The organism is Lyngbya sp. CCAP 1446/10, from assembly GCF_026130175.1.
In the GTDB taxonomy this organism is placed as follows: Bacteria; Cyanobacteriota; Cyanobacteriia; order Cyanobacteriales; family Microcoleaceae; genus Microcoleus.
Genome location: NZ_JAIGNI010000044.1, coordinates 15,256 through 35,712, shown reverse-complemented (window position 1 = coordinate 35,712; position 20,457 = coordinate 15,256). Strand labels below are relative to the sequence as shown.

Here is a 20,457-nt window from a genome sequence, read left to right as displayed (position 1 = left end):
ACTAACTCCAAATTCGCAACTAAAATTTTCCTAAAAATTCAGCCGCTAGTTTCCGAGTGAAACTCGACACAATGCCAAGAATACAGGCATTTGTCGAGTCTGCCATCAATCAACCACCCACCAACCCGCCGCGGGGCCAACAAACCGCACCACAATCCACCAACCCACCAACAGACTAATCCCCATCCAGCTTCCGCGAGATGTCCACCTCACAAAATCTTCGCTTTGGGTTTTCGTGATTGGCAGCCAGGAAACGATGCGCTCTTCATTACCGAATTCATCGCCGATCGAGTCTTTACGACGCTTAGCTTCACCCATAATTTTTGTCTGCTAAATCAGATTTCAATTGTATAACCAACCAAATTATACGCCAACAGGTCATCTCAGGCCTGCGTCAGCCAAGTCGTATCCAAATAATTAATCCTCGCAAACGGACTCAACGCCGCTAAAACCTGCTGCCCGTAACTGCGGTGAATCACCCTACTGTCAAAAATCGCCACAACCCCCTGACGTTCTCGCACCGGCGCGATCGCCCGCTGCAACTCATTCAACGCCGCCGGCAACAAATACAACCGAAACCAATCCCGACGCTGCTCCTTATAATAAGCCACACGCGCCGTCACCAAAGGATTCTCCAAGCTGGGTAGCGGCAAAGTGGCGATCGCCAGCAAATGAGGCGCGCTCAACTCCCCCTGATATTCCCGCCAAAACTCCCACCCAGTCACCAAAATCCCATTCTCCCCCACATCAGTTGTTTCCACCCGCACCCTCGTACCGAACTCAGAAGCCAAAATCGCCGCCAGCCGAGCCTTCAGCGGTACATCACCCACAATCAACACCGTTAAACCCGCCACCGACACACTCATCAACAGCAAAGTCCGAATTTCTTGAATTAAAACTCCCTGAAATTCCGGCGTATTCGGCAGCGGCAGCCAGTTGGGAATGTACAGTTGAATTAATTCGTTTTGTCGATCGGGCGAAAACCTCACACTCGTCAACTCTGGCAATCCCATCATTTGCCGGAAGATCGGAGCCTTCTGTTCCACATCCACCGCCCCCCCAATCAACACCACAGGCACGGCCGCCCAAATTTTGCTCAAAACCTCAGCCACCTGCACCGGCGCGCAGAACAGAGAAAATGACCCGCCCGATCGATGAATTTGCGCCCACCGCAGTCTGCCGTTTGCTTCCCACCGCTGCCGAAAATTCACCCAAGCAGCCGGAATCAGCGGGTTTTGCTCGATCCTTTCAAACAGCCCTTTTAAAATATTTTGCTCTGCCGTTTCCAGCAAATAGCACTCATCAGGCTTAGCCGGATGCTGAAACACAGCCCGCGTTAGCAGCACCCGCGCTTCTCTGATTTCATCCGCCAGCATTGACTGAGATTGCATTAAATCATTCCAGTCAGCCGGTGCCAAACCAGCAGTCAATTGCTGGCGCGTCCAAACTTCCAAATCATCCACACCGTCGATAATTATCGGAATATTGCTGTGAAGTTCCGAATTCCCCCCCAAGCGAGCCGCCAGCCAAGAGTCAGGATCTGCTAGCATCAATCCTCGTCCCGCGGCATTATGGGAGTAAATGTCGATCGGCTTATCAGTTTGCAGCCACTCTTGCAATCGCGGAATTTCCACCACCCGCAAATGTTCCAGCAGCGGTGTCGGCGCCACTAAAATCACAGGTTTCGGCCACATCAAAATCGGCATCAAATAGCTGACTCGATAACGCTGTCGGTAAGCTCCCGCCGGCAGCCCCGTTTGGATCAGAGCGCTCCGCCCCAAGCGCAAAGCCCGCGCCACCAGCCGCGCCATCGTTAAATGGTGGGGCCAGTGCGGCTCGGAGTGCGATCGCAAAAAGCGGAGCAGCGAGTTATGGACATCTACCTCAATCAATCAATTTCACACTTGATATTTCTCAATCAACATAATCAAAACTTGCCAGAAAATCAACTACTTTTTGACGATCGGGCAAACTAAATTTAGTATCCTGATTATTTCCGCCTCGCTGACCAAAATTTTGGTGAGACTGCACGATCAAACTTTCCTGGCCCGAACTAATTAAAATAGTTTGGGTAGGTGACTGAAAAAAATTTGTTTTCTGACCAGCATTTATTGTTGTTTCCAGCATTTTTTTCACATCAGTTAAATTAGCCATTGCTGCATTCAATGCTTTAGATAACTGTACTATCCGTTTTTTTCCCAAATTTTGATTTGCGATACTTTTGCCAACCGCCACCACATTTTTCTGAGTTTCTAAGGCATTCTCAAAAGGAACAATCGCTAAAAAAGCTGCTGGCAATAAATGCTCGTCGCTATCAAATCTAAAAGTCAGAGTTGTCCGGCGGTAGCCAACTTCAATATTGGGAGGACGGCTCATGGCTCCGTAATGCCTAGCTATTTCGCCGTAAGCTGTTGCTAAAGTGTTGTTTGCTGAGTGGTCTAAAAGTGCGTCAACCACAATTCGCACTAACCCCGGCGTATGATTTAAAAACTTTCTCGCTTCAGACGGCGAATTAAATTGTTGAATCGCAGAGCGATCGCCTGCGGGGCTGATGTCAACCCATTGGCAATTAATATCATCTGCGATGATACCAAACCTGGGTACTAAATACATTTTTGCCCCAGTTAAAGTTGCTCCAGTCAAATCTGCGCCCACCCAATCAGCGTTAATCAAATTGGTTTCTGTCAAATCAGCGTGAACCAAACTAGCATTGGCTAAATTAGTATTTCTTAAATCTGCTCCGCTGAGGTTAGCTCCGTTGAATTTAGTATCGATCAGATCTGCGCCGTTGAGGTTAGCTCCGCTCAAATCAGCCCATTTGAGGTTAGCTCCGCTCAAATTGGCACCGCTAAGATTTACCTCCTGCAAAGAAGCTTGTCTCAGATCGGCATTGCTCAAATTGACGCCGTTAAGTTCTGCTTTCATCAAATCCGCGCCCTGTAAGTTAGCTTCTTGAAAGTTAGCTTCTTTTGCTGAAGCACCTCTAAGATTTGCACCTGAAAGATTAGCACCGCTGAGGTTAGCTTGCGTCAGTTTTACCTCTCTTAAATCTGCTTCATTCAGGTTAGCGCCGCTGAAGTTAGTTTGGCTGAGTTCGCAGCGGACTAATTCGCATCTAATCAGGGATGCTCCGATTAATTGAGCTGCGGTTAAATCTGCTCTCACTAAGTTTGCTACGTTGAGACTAGCCCCGTTTAAGATTGCCCGCGAGAGATTGGTGCTACTGAGTCTAGCCACATTCAGGTTAGCATCGCTCAAGTCAGCGTCGCTCAAGTTAGCGCCGCTGATGTTGGTGACAAATAAGCTAGCCTTTCTTAAAATTGATTGGCTGAGGTTGATGCGGCTGAGATTAGCTTCATTCAGGTTGATTCCCGTGAAATCTCGATCGCCTTCTGTGTATCTTTTGACAATTTCAAATCGTTTGAGAAGTTCTTCAGCTTCCATTATTTTTACCTGACTGAAAGAGCGATCGACTAACTTTTATGTGGCATAAATATAAAATATATTTAATGGATTTTTCAATACTATTTACTCACCGAGCTGATAAAAGCTTTTGACAAACTCAACCACCGTATTTAGCGGCGGGGTTGTGAATCTTTGGGCTTTAATTGCCGGCCCGATCGAGGTTTTGTTGACTCCAGGCAAATTGGTCAAGTTTCTGCCAAAGTCTGGGTGATAGTGAACCATCAAAGTTTCGGCGCTGGAGTTGGCCAGTATGGTTTGGGTAGGCGATTGGAAAAAACTCGACATCGGTTCGCGATCGAGGCGAATCGGCTGAATTTTTATTTCCCCTATTTTTCTAATTGTTTTGGTCATAACGACGTTCAATTGCACTACCAAATTTGAGACTCTGACGCCTAGATTATTGCCGTTTTGTGGTTGAATCATCTTGATTAGAGTCATGAGATTTTTTTGAGTAAATGCCGCATCGCTAAAGGGAATAATGGCAACAAAAGCTGTGGAAAATAGTTGCTCGTCCTGCTCTATTCTAAATGATATGATTGTGCGGCGCGAATTAACTTCTATGCTGGGAGGATTGCTCAAACCTGAGTATTGACTGGCAATTTGGCGGTAGGTAGCCGCGAGGACAAAGTTAGCGTCGGGGTCGAGGGGTCGATCGACAATAATTTGTACTGTCGGCGGTGTAGCATTAAAAAACCGTTGAGATTCTTGTGGGGTAAAGCGCTGAATTTGACTGCGATCGCCGTTAGGACTCAGATCCACCCAATCGCAGGTGATATCATCAGCTTTCAGATTAAACCTCGACACCGCGTAAATTTTTGCCCCAGTCAGTGCAGCCCCCGTCAAATCTGCGCCCACCCAATCAGCGTGAGTCAAATTCGCTTGAGTCAAATCCGCGTGTACCAGAGTAGCGTTCAACAGGTTGACATTGCTCAAATTTGCCCCGTACAAGTTAGCCCCGCTCAATCTCGCTTCATCGAGGTCAGCGCCCGTCAGGTTCGCCCCGCTGAGGTCAGCCCACCGGAGATTAGCGCCTCGCAAGTCAGCGCCGCTGAGGTTGGCTTGAGACAGATTAGCTTGTCTAAGTTCGGCATTACAGAGGTTCACTCCTCGTAAGTCTGCCCTGTTGAGATCGGCTCTGTGCAAGTTAGCCCGTTCCAAGTTGGCCGCTGTCAAACAAGCGCCTCTGAGGTGAGCCCCATTGAGGTCGGCTTGCTCTAGATTGGCTTCTCTGAGGGTTGCTTCTCTCAAATCTGCTTCGCTGAGGTTTGCACCGCTCAAATTTGCACCGCTGAGGTCAGCTCTGATCAGTTCGGCTCTGATCAATGTAGCTTCGACGAGTTGGGCTTCGCTGAGGTCGGCTCGAATCAAGTTAGCTACGTTGAGGATAGCGCCGTTGAGGTTGGCTTTGTTGAGATTGGCACCGCTGAGTCTAGCAACATTGAGTTTGGCTTTTCTCATGTTGGCGTTTGACAGATTGGTGCCGCTCATGTTGGTGAGGCTCAAGATTGCCTCGCTGAAATTAGCCCCGCTGAGATCGATCCTGCTGAGATTGGCCTCGCACAGGAGGATGGCAGTAAAGTCTCTTTCTCCTGCGGCATATTTGGCGATGAGTTCTTCGGCGTCCATGCTTTTGAATTTCCCTGATGTGTTAGCTAGAACAAAGCTTTGTTATGCCAACTTTTAAAATAGAATAAGCATTTTTTGTAACTTGATGCAATATGCCTAGACATCTATATTGTGGAAGCCTTTTATAAAATCCAAAATGGTTGTGATATTAGCTTGACCCAATTTTGTGCTTTCGGTTAACTTGCCTGTGCCTGAGTTGTTCGGGTCGTATTTTTTAATCAGGCGCTTGCCGAAGGCTGGGTGGTGATATACGCTGAGTCTTTGGTCGCGGGAATTAATTAAGATCATCTGGGTGGGAATTTGAAAAAAATTGATGCTTTCACCGATTTTTGGAAAAGAACTTGAGATCTTAATTTGGTCTACTTTGCTGATAGCTTGGTTGAGAGCTTTGCTGCATAACTGAACGTGTTTGGATTCTTTGACGTTGAGTTTGCCTGCATCGTGGGATTGAATCATTTTCATCAAAGCTATGAGGTTTTTTTGAGTTGTGGCGCCGTCGTTAAAAGGAATGATGGCAACGTAAGCGGTGGCAAATAATTTATCGTCGCTGTCCATTTTAAAGGCGAGTACGGTGCGCCTGGAGCTGACTTCGATCGTCGGTGGCTGACTTAAACTCGGGTATTGTTGGGAAATTTGATAATAAGTTGCAGCTAGGGCAAAATGAGCGCCTTGGTCTAACGGCGAATCAATCACAATCCTAACTGTGGGCAAGGTTTCGTGAAAAAATTCGTGGGTTCCTCCAGAGTTCAACCAGTAAATTTGGCTGTGGTCGCCGTTGGGGCTCAGATCAACCCATTTGCAGGTCATGCCTTCGGTTTTGATGCCGAGCCGCGAAACTGCATGGAGTTTGGCTCCGGTTAAGGTGGCTCCGGTTAAGTCGGCTCCAACCCAGTCGGCGCGGATCAGATAGGCGTTTGACAGGTCGGCGTGAACTAAACTGGCATTGAGCAAGTTGGCGTGACAGAGGTCGGCTCGGCTGAGGTCGGCGCCGCTCAATTTGGCTTCGCTGAGGTCTGCCCAGCGCAGGTTGCAGCCGCTGAGGATGGCCCAGCGCAAATTGACGCCGCTGAGGTCGGCGCCGCTGAGTATGGCTTGAGTGAGGTTGGCTTGTCGGAGTTCTGTCCCTCGCAAGTCTGCGCCGCTGAGGTCGGCTCGGCTGAGGTCGGCGCCTTGCAGGTTGGCTTGTTCGAGGTTGGCTTCTGTCAAGCACGCACCGCTGAGGTGAGCGCCTCGAAGGTTGGCTCCGCTGAGGTTGGCTCCTCGGAGGGTGGCTTCGGTGAGGGTGGCACCACTGAGGTTGGCTCCGCTGAGGTTGGCTCCGCTGAGTTCGGCTCGAATTAGCTCGGCTCTGATCAGTTTTGCTCCTATGAGTATGGCTTGTTTCAGGTCAACTCGGACTAGGTAGGCGACGTTGAGGTCGGCGTCGGTGAGGTTGGCGCCGCCTAGATGGGCGCCGCTGAGTCTGGCGATGTTGAGTTTGGCACCGGTGAGATTAGTTTTGCTGAGGTTGGCTCCGCTGAGGTTTGCTACACTCAGATTCGCACCCTTGAGGTTTGCTCCACTCAAGTTGACGCCGCTGAGGTTGGCCTCAGTCAGGTTGATTCCGGCAAAGTTTCTTTCTCCGGCGGCATATTTTTTCAGGAGTTCCTCGACTGTCATGGGGGCGGCACCGTATCAAAGTATCCCCATTTTATTGCTAATGAATATCGGTATTGTCGGACTTGGTTTAATTGGTGGCTCGATCGCTCTGGATTTACGATCGCGCGGGTTGAATATTTTGGGGGTTTCGAGCCGCCAGCAGACTTGCGATCGCGCGCAAGAACGCGGTGTGGTCTCTGAAGCCAGCATAAACCTGTCTCTGATGGCAGCAGCCGATTTGGTTTTTATTTGCACGCCGTTAGGAGCGATCGAGTCGATCGTCCAAAAATTAATTCCCCATCTTTCCCCTGATACTATCCTAACGGATGTCGGTTCCGTAAAAACACCCATAGTGCAGGCTGTATCTGATCTGTGGCCGAATTTTGTCGGGGGACACCCGATGGCGGGGACTACTGAAAGCGGGATTGAGGCTGCGGTAAGGGATTTGTTTGTGGGGCGGCCTTACGTGGTGACGCCGACTGCTGAGACTCCAGAGGCGGCGGTGGAGAAGGTTGAGGAAATTGCGCGGTTGTTGGGTGCTAAAGTTTACCGGTGCGGCCCCCAAGAGCACGATCGAGCTGTGGCTTGGATTTCTCATTTGCCGTTGATGGCTAGTGCGACGCTGGTTGCTGCGTGCGATCGAGAGGGCGATCGAGATATTGTGAATTTAGCGCAACATTTGGCGAGTTCGGGTTTTCGGGACACGAGCCGCGTTGGGGGTGGCAACCCTGAGCTCGGAGTGATGGTGGCCAAGTACAATCGAGAGCAATTATTGCGATCGCTCTCTATTTACCGCGACACTCTCGACCAGTTCATCAGCGATATCGAGACCGAAAATTGGCAAGCTCTCGAACAGAAGCTGAAGCTGACTCAACAAGCGAGAGATAATTACAACTTGTGAGCCAAAAATTGCTTAAAACTGTCCCCCGTCTCGATTATGATTTGTGGACGCCTATATATTGAGTTTTAATGTACACTTATTCTCGGCTTAAGCGAGTTTTACTGGGTGAATCTCTCCCCACCAGCGCATCTGTTCACGAAAGGCTGAGCAACGCTACAGGACTGGCTGTTCTTGCTTCCGATGCACTGTCGTCTGTTGCCTACGCGACTCAAGAAACTCTGCTGGTGCTGTTACTAGCCGGGAGCAGCAGTTTGAGTTTATCGCTGCCTATTTCTGGAATTATTGTTTTACTATTGGCGATCGTGGCGCTGTCTTACCGACAGACAATTAAAGCGTATCCCAACGGTGGTGGCGCTTACATTGTGGCGCGAGAAAACTTGGGTACTTATCCCGGTTTGATCGCAGCAGGTTCGCTGATGATTGACTACATCCTCACCGTAACTGTGAGTATTTCGGCTGGCATTGCGGCCTTGACTTCAGCAGTTCCCTCGCTGCTGCCCTATACCGTTGAACTGTGCTTAGTTTGTATTGTCCTGATCATGTTTGCCAATCTCCGGGGACTGCGGGAATCTGGCAAGATATTTATGGTTCCCACCTATGCGTTTATTGTGGGCATTTTTATCTTGATTGGTTGCGGTTTATTCCAACAGGCAACAGGTCATCTTTTGCCGGTTTTAGAAAATATTCCAGCTAAGGAACCTTTGGGATTGTTTCTGATCGCGCGCGCTTTTTCGGCGGGCTGTACTGCCCTGACTGGAGTTGAAGCAATCTCGGACGGGGTGTTGGCTTTTAAACCTCCTGAATGGAAGAATGCGCGCCTGACTTTAACTTATTTGGGGGTAATTCTGGGGGTGATGTTTTTAGGAATTAGTTACTTGGCTCATATTTATCAAGTGATTCCCAGAGAAAATGAAACGCTGCTTTCTTTGTTGGGAAAACAGATTTTTGGTGTCGGTATATTTTATTACTATTTGCAGATCGCAACTCTGTTAATTTTGCTGTTGGCGGCGAATACGAGTTATGCGGATTTTCCACGACTTTGTTATTTTTTGGCGCGGGACGGGTTTTTACCGAGGCAGTTGTCGCTGTTGGGCGATCGGCTAGTTTATTCTAATGGCATTAATCTGCTCAGCTTCTGCGCGGCTTTGTTAATTATCATCTTCCAAGGTGATACCACTGCAATAATTCCGCTGTATGCGGTTGGGGTTTTTACTTCTTTTACTCTGTCGCAATCGGGAATGGTAATTCACTGGTTTAAGGAGCGAGGTAAAGGTTGGCAAGCTAGCGCTGTGATGAACGGTATTGGTGCAGTGGCAACCACGGGAGTTTTGGCTGTAATTGTCGCTACCAAATTCCTTTTGGGAGCTTGGGTTGTGGTAGTAACTATTCCGATCGTAGTTAGTCTATTTTTAGCGATTAACCGACACTATCGCTATGTAGCCGCTCGCTTGAGCATTCAGGGAATAGAACCTATATCTTATCCTCCCAGACCTAAAGTTAAGGTGGTGAAACATCCGGCAGTGGTGTTAGTCGGGCAGTTGCACCGGGGAACTTTCGACGCCCTGGATTATGCTCGTTTAATTGCTGATGAAGTTGTGGCGGTTCATGTGGATATTGGTTTGACCGATCGCGCAAAACTGCAAGCGGCTTGGCAAGATTTGCAATCTGACATTCCTTTGGAAATTCTGGAATCGCCTTATCGTTCTGTTGGTGAGGCTTTAACTCACTTTTTGACTTTGTTTGAAGAACAGCGGCCGGGAGTGTTCTTAACGCTGATTATTCCGGCGTTTGTGACGCGAAATTGGTGGGAGGGACTGCTGCACAATCAAACTGCTTTCTTTTTGAAGGCGGCTTTGTTAGCTAAAAAAAGTCGGGTTGTCACGACGGTTCGATATTATCTTTGACATACTCACCGACCTCTTATGTGCGGTGATTATTGACCGAAAAATTGGGTACAAGCCCCGTCCTTCTAGGACGGCTTTAATTGTATTTCTTGAAAAAGCATAGGGTAAATTCGTCGGAATCCCTGCGAATAAAGAATCCCCATGCCTTTAGGCTGGGGTATGTCAAGCTTCGCTTACTGACGCGACCAAAGCCGTCTTATTCTGTCTCTGCGTCCGTTTTGAATCGAAGCAGCAACGGCGGCGTACAAGCCGATTCAACCGGTGATTGACGTACAAATTGAGGCGCAAATGGTGGGGATAGTCGCTAAAATGAAGCCAGTGTTAACGTTTAAAGAAGACTGGGCGGTTAAAACCGCGTCTACACAAACAAAACCCGCCTCCGCGGGTTAAAGAGCAGGCGGTTGAAATTACGTTGTTTTCTTCAGTCCGCGTCGGCGGACTACCCTCCGGGAAGGCTAACGCCTACGTTTTTCTAGGCGCGGTTTCAACCGTACGTCCTATCTTGTCCAATTATCCCCATCCTCAATTGTCACCAAATCCATCAAAACCTGTCCATCCCCTGAAGCGGCTGCTAAAGTACGGGCGCCGCTACCGCCTGAAAATTTGGCTGGCTAGTATCTGTTCGCTGCTGAATAAATTCTTTGATTTGGCGCCGCCAGCATTAATCGGTATTGCTGTTGATGTGGTGGTGAAACAGCAAGATTCTATCCTCGCTCAGTGGGGCATCAAAGATGTCTTTTGGCAACTGGCAATCATCACTTTTGTGAGCGCGATTGTTTGGGCGTTGGAATCTATTTTTGAATATGCCTATGATTATTTGTGGCGCAATTTGGCTCAGGATATTGAACACGATTTGCGTCTGGAAGCTTACAGCCATTTGCAAGAATTAGAATTAGCTTATTTTGAAGAGCGCAGCACTGGTGGTTTGATTTCTATTCTCAATGATGAGATCAATCAACTCGAACGTTTTTTGGACGACGGCGCTAATGAGGTGATTCAGGTAATTACCACTGTTGTTGTGATTGGGGCGGCTTTTGTTGCTGCCTCTCCTGGTGTTGCTGGGCTGTCAATGCTGCCGATACCTTTTATTGTTTGGGGTTCGCTCGCTTTTCAAAATCGCCTCGCTCCTCTCTATGCTGATGTGCGGGAAAAGGTGAGTTTTTTGAACGGGCAACTGTCGAATAATTTGACTGGAATTACTACTATTAAAAGTTTTACTTCCGAAGAATATGAAACTCAGCGTATAGAAAGCCAAAGCCAAGCTTACCGCCAAAGTAACCAACGGGCGATCGCACTTTCGGCTGCTTTTATTCCGCTGATTCGGATTGTGATTTTTTTGGGGTTTATTGCAACGCTATTTCTGGGCGGCTTGCAGGTGGTAGCAGGCCAGTTGTCGGTGGGTACTTACAGCGTTTTGGTGTTTTTGACTCAGCGCTTGCTGTGGCCTCTGACTCGCTTGGGTGATACTATGGATAGCTACCAGCGGGCAATGGCTTCTACTAATCGGGTGATGAATTTGTTGGATACGCCGATCGCAATTCGCACGGGTGATATTCGGCTGCCGGTGAGTTCGATTAAGGGTGAGCTAGAATTTAAAAATGTTACTTTTTCTTACAATCAAAGAAAACCGATTTTACAGTATTTTTCCCTGACTCTGCAGGCGGGAAAAACTACGGCGATTGTAGGCGCGACTGGTTCGGGAAAAAGTACGCTGGTAAAATTAATTTTGAGGCTGTACGAGGTTCAGTACGGCCAGATTTATCTCGATGGGATAGAATTAACTAATCTGAATTTAAAAGATTTGCGGAGAGCGATCGGATTGGTGAGTCAAGATGTGTTTTTATTTCACGGTACGGTTGCTGAAAATATTGCTTACGGCAGTTTTGAAGCAACTGATCGAGAGATAGTAAATGCTGCTCAAATTGCGGAAGCTGACGAGTTTATCGCACAATTGCCGGACGGTTACAACACTATTGTAGGGGAACGCGGTCAAAAATTGTCGGGGGGACAGCGGCAGCGTATTGCGATTGCGAGGGCTGTTTTGAAGAATCCGCCGATTTTGATTCTGGATGAAGCTACTTCAGCAGTGGATAACGAAACTGAGGCGGCAATTCAGCGATCGCTCGAACGAATTACCAAGAATCGCACTACAATTGCGATCGCCCACCGTCTTTCTACTGTCCGCAATGCCGATTGTATTTTTGTCATGGAACAGGGGCAAGTGGTAGAATCGGGGCAGCACGAACAACTGATCGAACATGACGGAGTTTATGCGTCGCTCTGGCGCGTGCAATCTGGTATAAAATAGAAACGCAGCGCTGTTGGGAATTGGGAATTGGGAATTGGGAATTGGGAATTGGGAATTTGAAACCTAACCGCTAACACCTAACTAATGACTAATGACCAATGACCAATGACCAATGACTGCAAAATATTAGTTTCTACAAGCAAAGAGAAAAAATGTATTTATTTGGTAGCCCTGATTCAGAACAAAAAAAACAAAACAACTGGCGCCGCAAGTTAGATAAATTTGTGGCAGCCAACAAACAAGAATTGGCGGCTTTAGCTTGGGGGCTGTTTCAGGAAAGGGGAGAGGAAAGCGACGATATTTTGGGCATTGATATTGCCGGAACGCCACGCTTCGTGTACTGTAAAAAAGAGGCTGTTGAAGAGTTAAACCGTCAAGTTAAAAGTCATATTCAGGAAATTTTAGGAGTGCTAAACGCTCACAAACCGGAGAAAGAGGTGGCGATTTTGGCGATCGGCGAAGGTGAAATCAAGCTAATTTTGTTTGAAATTGACCCCACACCTCCTGATTGCTTTGAACTCGCAGCAACAGATGTCAATACATTGATCGATCGCCTAGAAAAGCAAATGGCTGAATATATCAAAGGATAGATTATAAGTAAGTAATGGCAAAAAAACATAGTATCTTGTAGGGGCGGGTTTAGCTAAAAATCTCTGATACAAGCGACTAAAGAAGTGCAAAACCCGCCCAACCTATCTCATGTTTATTTGTAACCACTTACTTATCAAAATAACCAGCAATCAAAATAACCGGCGGGCGGCGAATCGTCGGTCAAAATTTCAGCTTTATCTAAATTAGGTATAATTTCAGCTAATTCTGTACCTACTTTGACCTCAAGTGCTCTATCTGTTAAGGAAAACGAAAATTCATGCCCATCTTGCAAATATTTTGCCCTGGAAACAATCTCATTTTTCTCTAAAATAGGGCCGTTAGTCCCAATTAAAACACTATTAATATCCTTCCAAGGGCAGACGCATACCTGAGAGAACACACTTTGAAAAGTCTTCACCTTTTGGGCATAAAACTCATCTCTTTGTAGCAGATTTACTAGCACAACTCCGGCGGTTGACAAGTGTTTTTTGCAAAGTTCATAAAATTCTTTGGTTGCCCGTCGGTGCGAAGAGTAGCCGTTGCCAAAAAACACGTCGGTCATAATTATATCATACCGAATGTTTACGCTTTGCTGTTCTAGGTATTTTCTCCCATCTTGGATTGCGACGGTTAGTCTGTCGTCGAACTGCACTCCAAAACACTGTGTAGCTGCTGAAATTGCGATCGCATCTACATCAGCACATTCTATAATAGTTTCCGGCAAATAGTGGTGCATAACTAACGGAATTCTCCCACCACCAAAACCAGCTATATAGATTCTTTGAGGCTGGTTTTGCCAAACTAAACCCAACATCATCGCCTGGGTATATTCTGAAAGTGACATACTCCTACGCCAACTGAGTACAGTATAGCGTAGGCTTCTGGGCGACTCCAGCTATTGCTTCGGACATTGACTGAGCTTTAAAGACGGGATGACCCACCGCCCTATTTTTTATATTTATCGCGGCGTTATGATCGCGGTCAAGACTACATCCACAATGTGGGCAGTCGTGCCATCTTTCATGCAGCTTTTTTGGTACTTTTTCGCCACAACCAGAACAATTTTGTGAAGTATTATAGGCACTTACTGGGATTGCCAACAAACCAGCATTTACGGCTTTGTTTGTTAGAATCGACAGAAAGCTTGACCACCCAGCGTCCAACACAGATTTAGCTAGTTTTGTACGAGCGAGTCCTTTAACATTCAAATCTTCAACTGCAACAACGTCATATTTTTTCAATAAATTATTGGCAGTTTTAAAATGAAAATCTTTGCGTTTGTCTGTTACTTTTTTGTGACATTTCCCCAGTTGTTTGACTGCTTTTTGCCTGCGGTTGCTGCCTTTTTTACGACGCGAAACTCGCTTTTGAATAGTTCGCAGGCGCTTTTGAGCTTTGCGGTAATGTTGAGGAATTGCCACAGTCTCGTTTTCTGATGTTATTAAGAAATCCTTCAGCCCAACATCAATTCCAACCATCTTTTGAGGATTAAAATCTGGTTTAATTTCAGGCACTGTATAATCTTCTAAACTGAGAGTGACATAGTACCCGTCAGCTTTCTTGGTAATAGAGACGGTTTTGATTTTGAATCCATCAGGTATGGAACGGTGCAAAACAACTTTAACTTTTCCGAACATAGGCAAGTTAATTAAGTTGTTTTGCAAGCAGCCGTCTTTAATTTGAGGATAGGTGAACGTGCGGTAACGACTGCGTTGTTTGAATCTTGGTCTACCGCTGCGTTTTCCATTAGTATCACCTTTGAGGAAACGATCAAACGTTACCTTAACTCGTTTAACTACGTCTTGGAGGACTTGAGAGTAAATCTCGGCATACCAAGGATGGGTCTTTTTGAGTTGAGGTAACGTCTTTTTTTGACTGTAATAATCGGGATTGTCCCGTAGTTCAGGTAAGTGGCAAACTAGGGGACACGCATTAATGGAAGAACAGTTTTCTTCGTACCAGTTGAATCGATCTGCCAACAAATAGTTGTACTGTGCACATAACATTGAGAGCCATCTGTCAATTTCAGTGACTTGCAACTTTGTTGGACGTAATCGATACTGGTAAGAAGTTCTCATTTAAGCGGTGAATGTGTAATTTCAGTCGCGACTTATCAATTAGTATTAATATACTTGAATGCGTTACTTTATGTCAAGTACGCGAATAAATATTTTATTTATACATTCAAAGAAACTTCTGTTAAGTATTAACTTTTATTGCCCAATCTCAACTGGCTACAGAAATGGGTTGAAAAAAGTCGAATAAAATATTTTGTTCGCCTCGTCATCCACCCGTCATCGGTCAAAACATAGTTTTGAATTGGTTGACAGGTGGAATCAGGAGTCTCACCGCGTCTTTCATCCCACACGCTTGTCGAAGCGATTATAGTGTGGGGATTCCCGTCTGTTTAGCTAAATGCAGGGGATTGTTGAGGGAAAACACAGATTGCAATAAATCTGTATGCAAATTCACCTTTTCTACCAAAGAAAACTTAATTTGACTTTGGTCTTTTTTAACTGTAACATAGTGAACTCCCGACTCTTGGCAAAAAATAAGTCCATCCGGCTGTTGTTGCACCCAAGCCAGCCGCTGTTGAATATTCGCTAAATTGATAGCTTGCCAATTTATTTGTTCGTCAATCATCTGATTTTAAATTTTATAGTCCAGGATGCACGAGTGGTCAGAAACCGGGTTTTTCACCCAAATCCTTCGTCGTAGCCGACAGATTCAGCAAAAAACCCGGTTTCTTTGGTTTAACGCGGGTAATCATTAATTTTATTTTCTATATTATTAAAAACTATGAGACAAATTAAGTAGATGATACCCGCTTGTAAGCCACTAATTCCAAACCCGAAATTGAAATTTCCAATCTTTCCCAATCTTGCTTCTCACCTTCCAAATTTTCAAACGCCGCTGAGGTGAGCAAAATCTCTCCCCGTTCCGCCAAATCCTCTCCCAGCTTGGATGCTAGATTAAATTCCGATCCATACATATCCTCTCCTTCCAGCATCAAAACATCGCCGCAGCCAATACCAATGCAGAGGTAAATATCCATCTCCGGTGGCAGTGTCGTGTTGACAGCCCCCGTTTGTTTCAGAGAGTCGATTGCAGCTTCCACTGCTAATTTTACATCGGGAAACACTGCAAAAATATTGTCGGCTTCCTCCTTAACAACAGTACCGCCGCATTCCGAAATTATCGGTTTGACAATTCCGTGCATCCGGTGAATCATTGCCAGAAAATGGATGATTCCGTAGCGGACAGTCGTGCGCGAAAATCCCGACATATCCATTACCAAAATCGTGTGATTTTGGCTGAAAGTTGCATTAATTTCGGCATCAATTTCTGCCATTTTTTCGGGATGTTCGTTTCTTTCTTGCAGCAATTTTTCCAAGTTGGTGCGGTTATTTGTTTTCATTGATTTTAATTAATTAAATTCCCAATCTCGACAGAAAGCTTGAGGGCGACCAGCGGGATGCACTGCACAATTAATGCCGTCTTTCCCGTAATAATAATCGCAGACTTTGCAAGGTTGAGTCTCCTCTAATTTTTTCATCAAAATTGCCCGGATTGTCTGGACTCGATTGCGATATTGGTTGGCATTCGAGTGACTCGGTTCAATTGCCAAAGCTTGCTGAAAAGCTGCTAAACTGGTATCATACAATTTAATGATTTGAGTGCTATATTTTGTCCAAGCATCGGCGCTACTTTGATACAGTTCGATCGTACTTAAGTTTAAAATACCGTATTCCGTCCAAGCGTCCGCTGAAGCTCGATCGAACTTAATATTGGCATTTAGTAACACTTTTTTGATCGTTGACAAAAGTTCCCTCGGCTGCCAAGGTTTGCTAACATACGCTTCGGCGCGATCGATCGCCCTGGAGAACAAAGCTAACTGCTGTCCCTTCCCGGTTAAAAATACGATCGGTATATTCCGAGTTTCGGGATTAGCTTTAATTAAACGGCAAACTCCGTAACCGTCCATGCGGGGCATTACGATATCTAATAATACTAAATCTGGGGAATTTCTTCCAACTTTATCCAGCGCTTCCACACCGTCTGATGCTTGAATTACATTTAATCCGCTGCATCTCAACTGATGTGAAATGCACTCCCGCTGGCTGCGGGAATCTTCCACCACTAAAACTGTACTCATCACTCCCACCCGGTTTCTGATGTAAACTTGTTCGCTGCTTCGAGTTGCCCTGATAAAATTATTTTACCCACATTGGATTATTTTGTTATCACTGGCGAGCTAGATTTACTCAAATTGCAACAAATCTTAAACTGGGAAGTGCAGGCGATATTGATCGCCAAATGCTGGTTGCCAATACGCGGACAATTGTTGAAGGTTTGGGTGGCAAATATTCGGCTTTGGCGTTGCTGATTTACGGTATGAACGGCTAAATATGCAAATCATAAAAACCATTGTCCACAAAGCTTCTGGATTTTTGCCTAATTCTTTTTCATACCCTGATTAAGCAACGCCGAATCTTAAAGATGCAGGCAAATGATTTCGATCGGGACTTACGCATCGAAACCAAAGAAACCGGGTTTTTGCCTAATTTGCTGGCTGGAACGAAGGATTTTGGTAAAAAACCCGGTTTCAAATCGCGCTTGCGTCCAAGATTATTGATGATATTCGATCGCCAGACTTGATTTTAGGGGTTGCATATTTTGAAAAATGTGCTATGGTATGACCTAATCGGTTCTTGTGGAGATCACCCACCAGAGGAAACGGGGAAAGTCCGGTGCGAACCCGGCGCTGTCCCGCAACTGTGATGAAGCGTATAGTCGTTTCTTAGTCAGGATGCCCGCCGATTGTATTGTTCAATTTAATCCATCTGCGAGGTACGGATGTCTTCAGCATTTTGTTTTCAATTCGATTCGATTTTAGAGACGCTGCGCGATCGGCTATTATGCTCCTTAACCCGTGAGAAACCTGTGGTGGAATTGGTTTCTAGGGCGACACAGTGAGTTAAAAAAGTTAGCCTCAACAGCATTATCTAGTTTTAGATGCAAGAAATATTACTGGGCTTTTGCCTGCTGTAATTTCTAACAGCTTTGTTATGGCTATGTTGGAAGTTCAGATAATTTTGTCTTGGATGCGTCACATTGCAATCTGATGGCATTGCTATAGAAAATTCAGCATCGGATACCCTTATTTTCCGACAAATTTTCTATGGAATGTCAAAAACTCAACTGGATAATTCAGAAAATATCAATAGTAAAAATTCAGTCAATTGCGATCGCTCTTTGTACTGATGACTCTATTTATTGATTAACCATACTTAGGAAAAATTATGTCAATTTCAACTGCAACCATTGGATATCCTCGCATTGGTAAAAATCGTGAAGTCAAGAAGGCACTAGAAGCCTTTTGGAGTAACAAATTAAATGCACATAATCTACTGCAAACAGTCAGAAAACTAGAAATAGAAAACTGGCAAACACAGCTAAAATCAGGTATAGATCGCATCGGTGTTGGCGATACTACCCTCTACGATCATGTTCTGGATTGGACAGTTCGCCTGGGGTTAATCCCCGATCGCTTTCAGCATTTATCAGGTTTAGATCGCTACTTTGCAATGGCGCGCGGCAAAGAAGGAATACCGGCGCTAGAAATGACTAAATGGTTCGACACCAACTATCACTACCTGGTACCAGAAATTCCCTCAGAATGGCAGCCTGCCGATTTCAGTGACTTTCTAGAAACAGTTAATCGCGCTCAAACTTTATTAGGCGAAAAAGTAAGACCTATTGTCTTAGGCCCCATTACTTTACTGCGATTGAGTCGGTTTGATATACCCTTAAATGAAGCAGTTTCAAGATTGCTAGAGCGTTATATTGCGTTGCTGAAAGCATTAAAAAACTTGGGTATTTCTGAAGTTCAAATTCACGAACCTGCTTTGGTTATGGGGGATGCTGGCCAATTCAAAGAAGCCTTTGAGTCAACCTATAGTTCCTTCGCTGAAATTAAACTTCCCATCGATTTAGTTACTTACTTTGATGATTTGGGAGATACCTATCCTTGGGTGATGCAGTTACCAGTGGCTGCAATTAGCTTAGATTTCACTCGCGGACGCAATTTGGAATTGCTTAAACAACAGGGATTTCCTGCTGATAAACGATTGGGTGTGGGAATTGTCGATGCTCGTAATATCTGGCAAATTCGTCCAGAAGAAGTGCTACCAGTGCTGCAAGACATTCAGCGAATTACGCCGGATATTGTAATTCAGCCGTCGGCATCATTGCAGTTTGTTCCCTACGATGCCGCACGGGAAACAAAGTTGCCAGAACCTCTCCGCAACGTGTTGAGTTTTGCCGAACAAAAACTGCAAGCTGTGAAGTTTTTGGCACGCAGTTTAGCCGGAGAAGAAACTGGAAGCGATCGCGCTAAAATTAGCGAGGCTTGGACAAGCTTCGAGGAATTTAGCCCTACCAATATTGCCGTACAGGAACGTCTGAAAAGCCTGACTACGAATGACTTTCAACGCAAATTATCCTACGGCTTGCGGCTATCCAAACAGATTTCTCTGCCCATTTTTCCCACTACAACGATCGGCTCGTTTCCTCAAACCCCGGAAGTGCGAAAACTGCGGCTGCGCTACAAAAAGGGTGAATTGAATCAGGAAAACTATCAAACTGCGATCGACGCTCAAATTGCCGAAAGCATTAAAATCCAAGAAGAAATTGGGCTAGATGTGTTAGTGCATGGCGAATTTGAGCGCACCGATATGGTGGAATATTTCGGACAACAGTTGGATGGATTCGCCTTCACTGCAAATGGCTGGGTACAAAGCTATGGCAGCCGTTACGTGCGTCCGCCGATTATTTACGGTGATGTTGTACGCACTAATCCAATGACGGTGCGCGAGTTCAAAGTAGCGCAATCATTGACGCAAAAACCCGTTAAAGGAATGCTAACAGCCCCCGTAACAATTTTAAATTGGTCATATCCGCGCACCGATATTTCCAGACAGGTACAAGCATTTCAAATAGCTCTGGCATTGCGGGATGAAATAGCAGATTTAGAAGCAGCAGGAGCGCAAGTAATTCAAGTAGATGAACCAGCATTGCGCGAAGGCTTACCTCTGAAAGTAGAAAACTGGAATCAATACCTGTCTTGGGCTGTAGATGCGTTTCTTCTGGCTACCGCAAGCGCTCATCCTCAAACTCAAATTCACACGCATATGTGCTACTGCGAATTTGGCGATATCATCAAAGATATTGAACGGTTAGATGCCGATGTAATTTCGATTGAAAATAGCCGCAGCAATAACCAAACGCTGCATGAAATAACCGCCGCAGGTTACACCTATCAAGTGGGTAATGGCGTTTATGATATCCACAGTCCAGTGGTGCCAACGACGGAACAGATTTTGCAACAACTGCGAACTGGCATTGCTAATCTACCAACTGAACAAATTTGGGTAAATCCCGATTGTGGCTTGAAAACACGGCGTTGGGAAGAAGTAATTCCCGCGCTAAAAAATATGGTGGAAGCTGCCAAAATCCTGCGAGAGGAAGTAAATGCGACCGGAAAATAGCGTTTGGCAAGGAAATTTTGGCTACTGGCAACAGGGATTTATTCACACCAATTTGCTGGTTATTGGTTATACAGGATGGAAGGGATTTGAGTCTTTCGGGCGGGGTGTTGTGGTCTGTGATGTGGATACTCAAGTTCTTGGTTATACAATGACTAACCTCGAATCAATTCCTTTTCAAATCCAGTTTATTCCTATGAATTTGATGGGATTTCATCTGCAATCGCTATCCGTTGACTCATCGAATATTCCATCTGTGATAGCAGCAATTGCTAAGTACAATCCAGAGCAAGATATTCTGCTATTGCTGAAATTTGGTTGTCAAACAGAGGTCAATCTATTAAGCAAACTAGCCATTTCTCCTGCCGATTGCTACGAACAAGTCTGTAGGCGCTGGGAGGAATTTCAACCAAGTTTGACACCCTAAAACTTCTGTTCCAAATGCCTAAATCAAATTCAATTCATATTTCGCATAGA

The 20,457-nt window shown here is 45.6% G+C and carries 17 protein-coding genes and 1 riboswitch; of the genes, 7 read left to right on the top strand and 10 right to left on the bottom strand.

Translation table 11 applies throughout. The features are described 5' to 3' along the window. Positions 1-105 precede the first annotated feature (105 nt). The 5 genes from K4039_RS18485 to K4039_RS18465 form a co-directional block, all read right to left on the bottom strand. Entirely contained in the window at positions 106-318 is a 213-nt protein-coding gene (locus K4039_RS18485) for a DUF2839 domain-containing protein (protein ID WP_265237272.1), read from the bottom strand. 65 nt (positions 319-383) lie between these two features. Then, complete coding sequence (locus K4039_RS18480; RefSeq protein ID WP_265237270.1) at positions 384-1,892, bottom strand: helicase C-terminal domain-containing protein; 1,509 nt, start codon at positions 1,890-1,892, stop codon at positions 384-386. 22 nt (positions 1,893-1,914) lie between these two features. Then, positions 1,915-3,444 carry a pentapeptide repeat-containing protein gene (locus K4039_RS18475; RefSeq protein ID WP_265237268.1) on the bottom strand — a complete coding sequence of 510 codons (1,530 nt, stop codon included), beginning with the start codon at positions 3,442-3,444 and terminating at the stop codon, positions 1,915-1,917. Positions 3,445-3,528: 84 nt separating this feature from the next. After that, positions 3,529-5,091: a pentapeptide repeat-containing protein gene (locus K4039_RS18470; RefSeq protein WP_265237266.1), complete on the bottom strand. Its 1,563-nt coding sequence runs from the start codon at positions 5,089-5,091 to the stop codon at positions 3,529-3,531. A 96-nt stretch (positions 5,092-5,187) separates the two neighbouring features. Then, complete coding sequence (locus K4039_RS18465; protein WP_265237264.1) at positions 5,188-6,750, bottom strand: pentapeptide repeat-containing protein; 1,563 nt, start codon at positions 6,748-6,750, stop codon at positions 5,188-5,190. Positions 6,751-6,790: 40 nt separating this feature from the next. On the opposite strand from K4039_RS18465, the gene K4039_RS18460 reads away from it, so the two are divergent. The 4 genes from K4039_RS18460 to K4039_RS18440 all read left to right on the top strand — a co-directional run bounded on the left by K4039_RS18460 (position 6,791) and on the right by K4039_RS18440 (position 12,432). Then, a complete protein-coding gene (locus K4039_RS18460; protein WP_265237262.1) occupies positions 6,791-7,630 on the top strand; it encodes a prephenate/arogenate dehydrogenase in 840 nt (279 codons plus the stop codon). Between the two features lie 68 nt (positions 7,631-7,698). After that, positions 7,699-9,534 carry an APC family permease gene (locus K4039_RS18455; RefSeq protein ID WP_265237260.1) on the top strand — a complete coding sequence of 612 codons (1,836 nt, stop codon included), beginning with the start codon at positions 7,699-7,701 and terminating at the stop codon, positions 9,532-9,534. Between the two features lie 499 nt (positions 9,535-10,033). Then, entirely contained in the window at positions 10,034-11,842 is a 1,809-nt protein-coding gene (locus K4039_RS18445; RefSeq protein WP_375339814.1) for an ABC transporter ATP-binding protein, read from the top strand. A 152-nt stretch (positions 11,843-11,994) separates the two neighbouring features. Next, positions 11,995-12,432 (top strand): hypothetical protein, encoded by a 438-nt coding sequence (locus tag K4039_RS18440; protein WP_265237258.1) that lies wholly within the window; start codon positions 11,995-11,997, stop codon positions 12,430-12,432. Between the two features lie 134 nt (positions 12,433-12,566). Here the strand turns inward: K4039_RS18440 and K4039_RS18435 are convergent, their stop codons facing one another. From K4039_RS18435 to K4039_RS18415, 5 genes are all read right to left on the bottom strand, one after another. Then, positions 12,567-13,277, bottom strand: a complete 711-nt coding sequence (locus K4039_RS18435; protein WP_265237257.1) for a spermidine synthase — start codon at positions 13,275-13,277, stop codon at positions 12,567-12,569. Between the two features lie 4 nt (positions 13,278-13,281). Next, positions 13,282-14,511, bottom strand: a complete 1,230-nt coding sequence (locus K4039_RS18430; protein WP_265237255.1) for a transposase — start codon at positions 14,509-14,511, stop codon at positions 13,282-13,284. A gap of 304 nt (positions 14,512-14,815) precedes the next feature. Continuing rightward, positions 14,816-15,076: a hypothetical protein gene (locus K4039_RS18425; protein WP_265237254.1), complete on the bottom strand. Its 261-nt coding sequence runs from the start codon at positions 15,074-15,076 to the stop codon at positions 14,816-14,818. A gap of 166 nt (positions 15,077-15,242) precedes the next feature. Continuing rightward, complete coding sequence (locus K4039_RS18420) at positions 15,243-15,851, bottom strand: adenylate/guanylate cyclase domain-containing protein (RefSeq protein WP_265237252.1); 609 nt, start codon at positions 15,849-15,851, stop codon at positions 15,243-15,245. A gap of 9 nt (positions 15,852-15,860) precedes the next feature. Then, positions 15,861-16,589: a PleD family two-component system response regulator gene (locus K4039_RS18415; RefSeq protein ID WP_265237250.1), complete on the bottom strand. Its 729-nt coding sequence runs from the start codon at positions 16,587-16,589 to the stop codon at positions 15,861-15,863. Positions 16,590-16,933: 344 nt separating this feature from the next. On the opposite strand from K4039_RS18415, the gene K4039_RS18410 reads away from it, so the two are divergent. The 3 genes from K4039_RS18410 to K4039_RS18400 all read left to right on the top strand — a co-directional run bounded on the left by K4039_RS18410 (position 16,934) and on the right by K4039_RS18400 (position 20,407). Beyond that, positions 16,934-17,092 (top strand): hypothetical protein, encoded by a 159-nt coding sequence (locus tag K4039_RS18410; protein ID WP_265237248.1) that lies wholly within the window; start codon positions 16,934-16,936, stop codon positions 17,090-17,092. A 30-nt stretch (positions 17,093-17,122) separates the two neighbouring features. Further along, a riboswitch (cobalamin riboswitch) is annotated at positions 17,123-17,270 on the top strand. Positions 17,271-17,736: 466 nt separating this feature from the next. Continuing rightward, a complete protein-coding gene (gene metE / locus K4039_RS18405; RefSeq protein ID WP_265237247.1) occupies positions 17,737-19,983 on the top strand; it encodes a 5-methyltetrahydropteroyltriglutamate--homocysteine S-methyltransferase in 2,247 nt (748 codons plus the stop codon). Then, a complete protein-coding gene (locus tag K4039_RS18400) occupies positions 19,967-20,407 on the top strand; it encodes a hypothetical protein (protein WP_265237245.1) in 441 nt (146 codons plus the stop codon). The genes metE and K4039_RS18400 overlap by 17 nt, the downstream gene beginning before the upstream one ends. Positions 20,408-20,457: the final 50 nt, after the last annotated feature.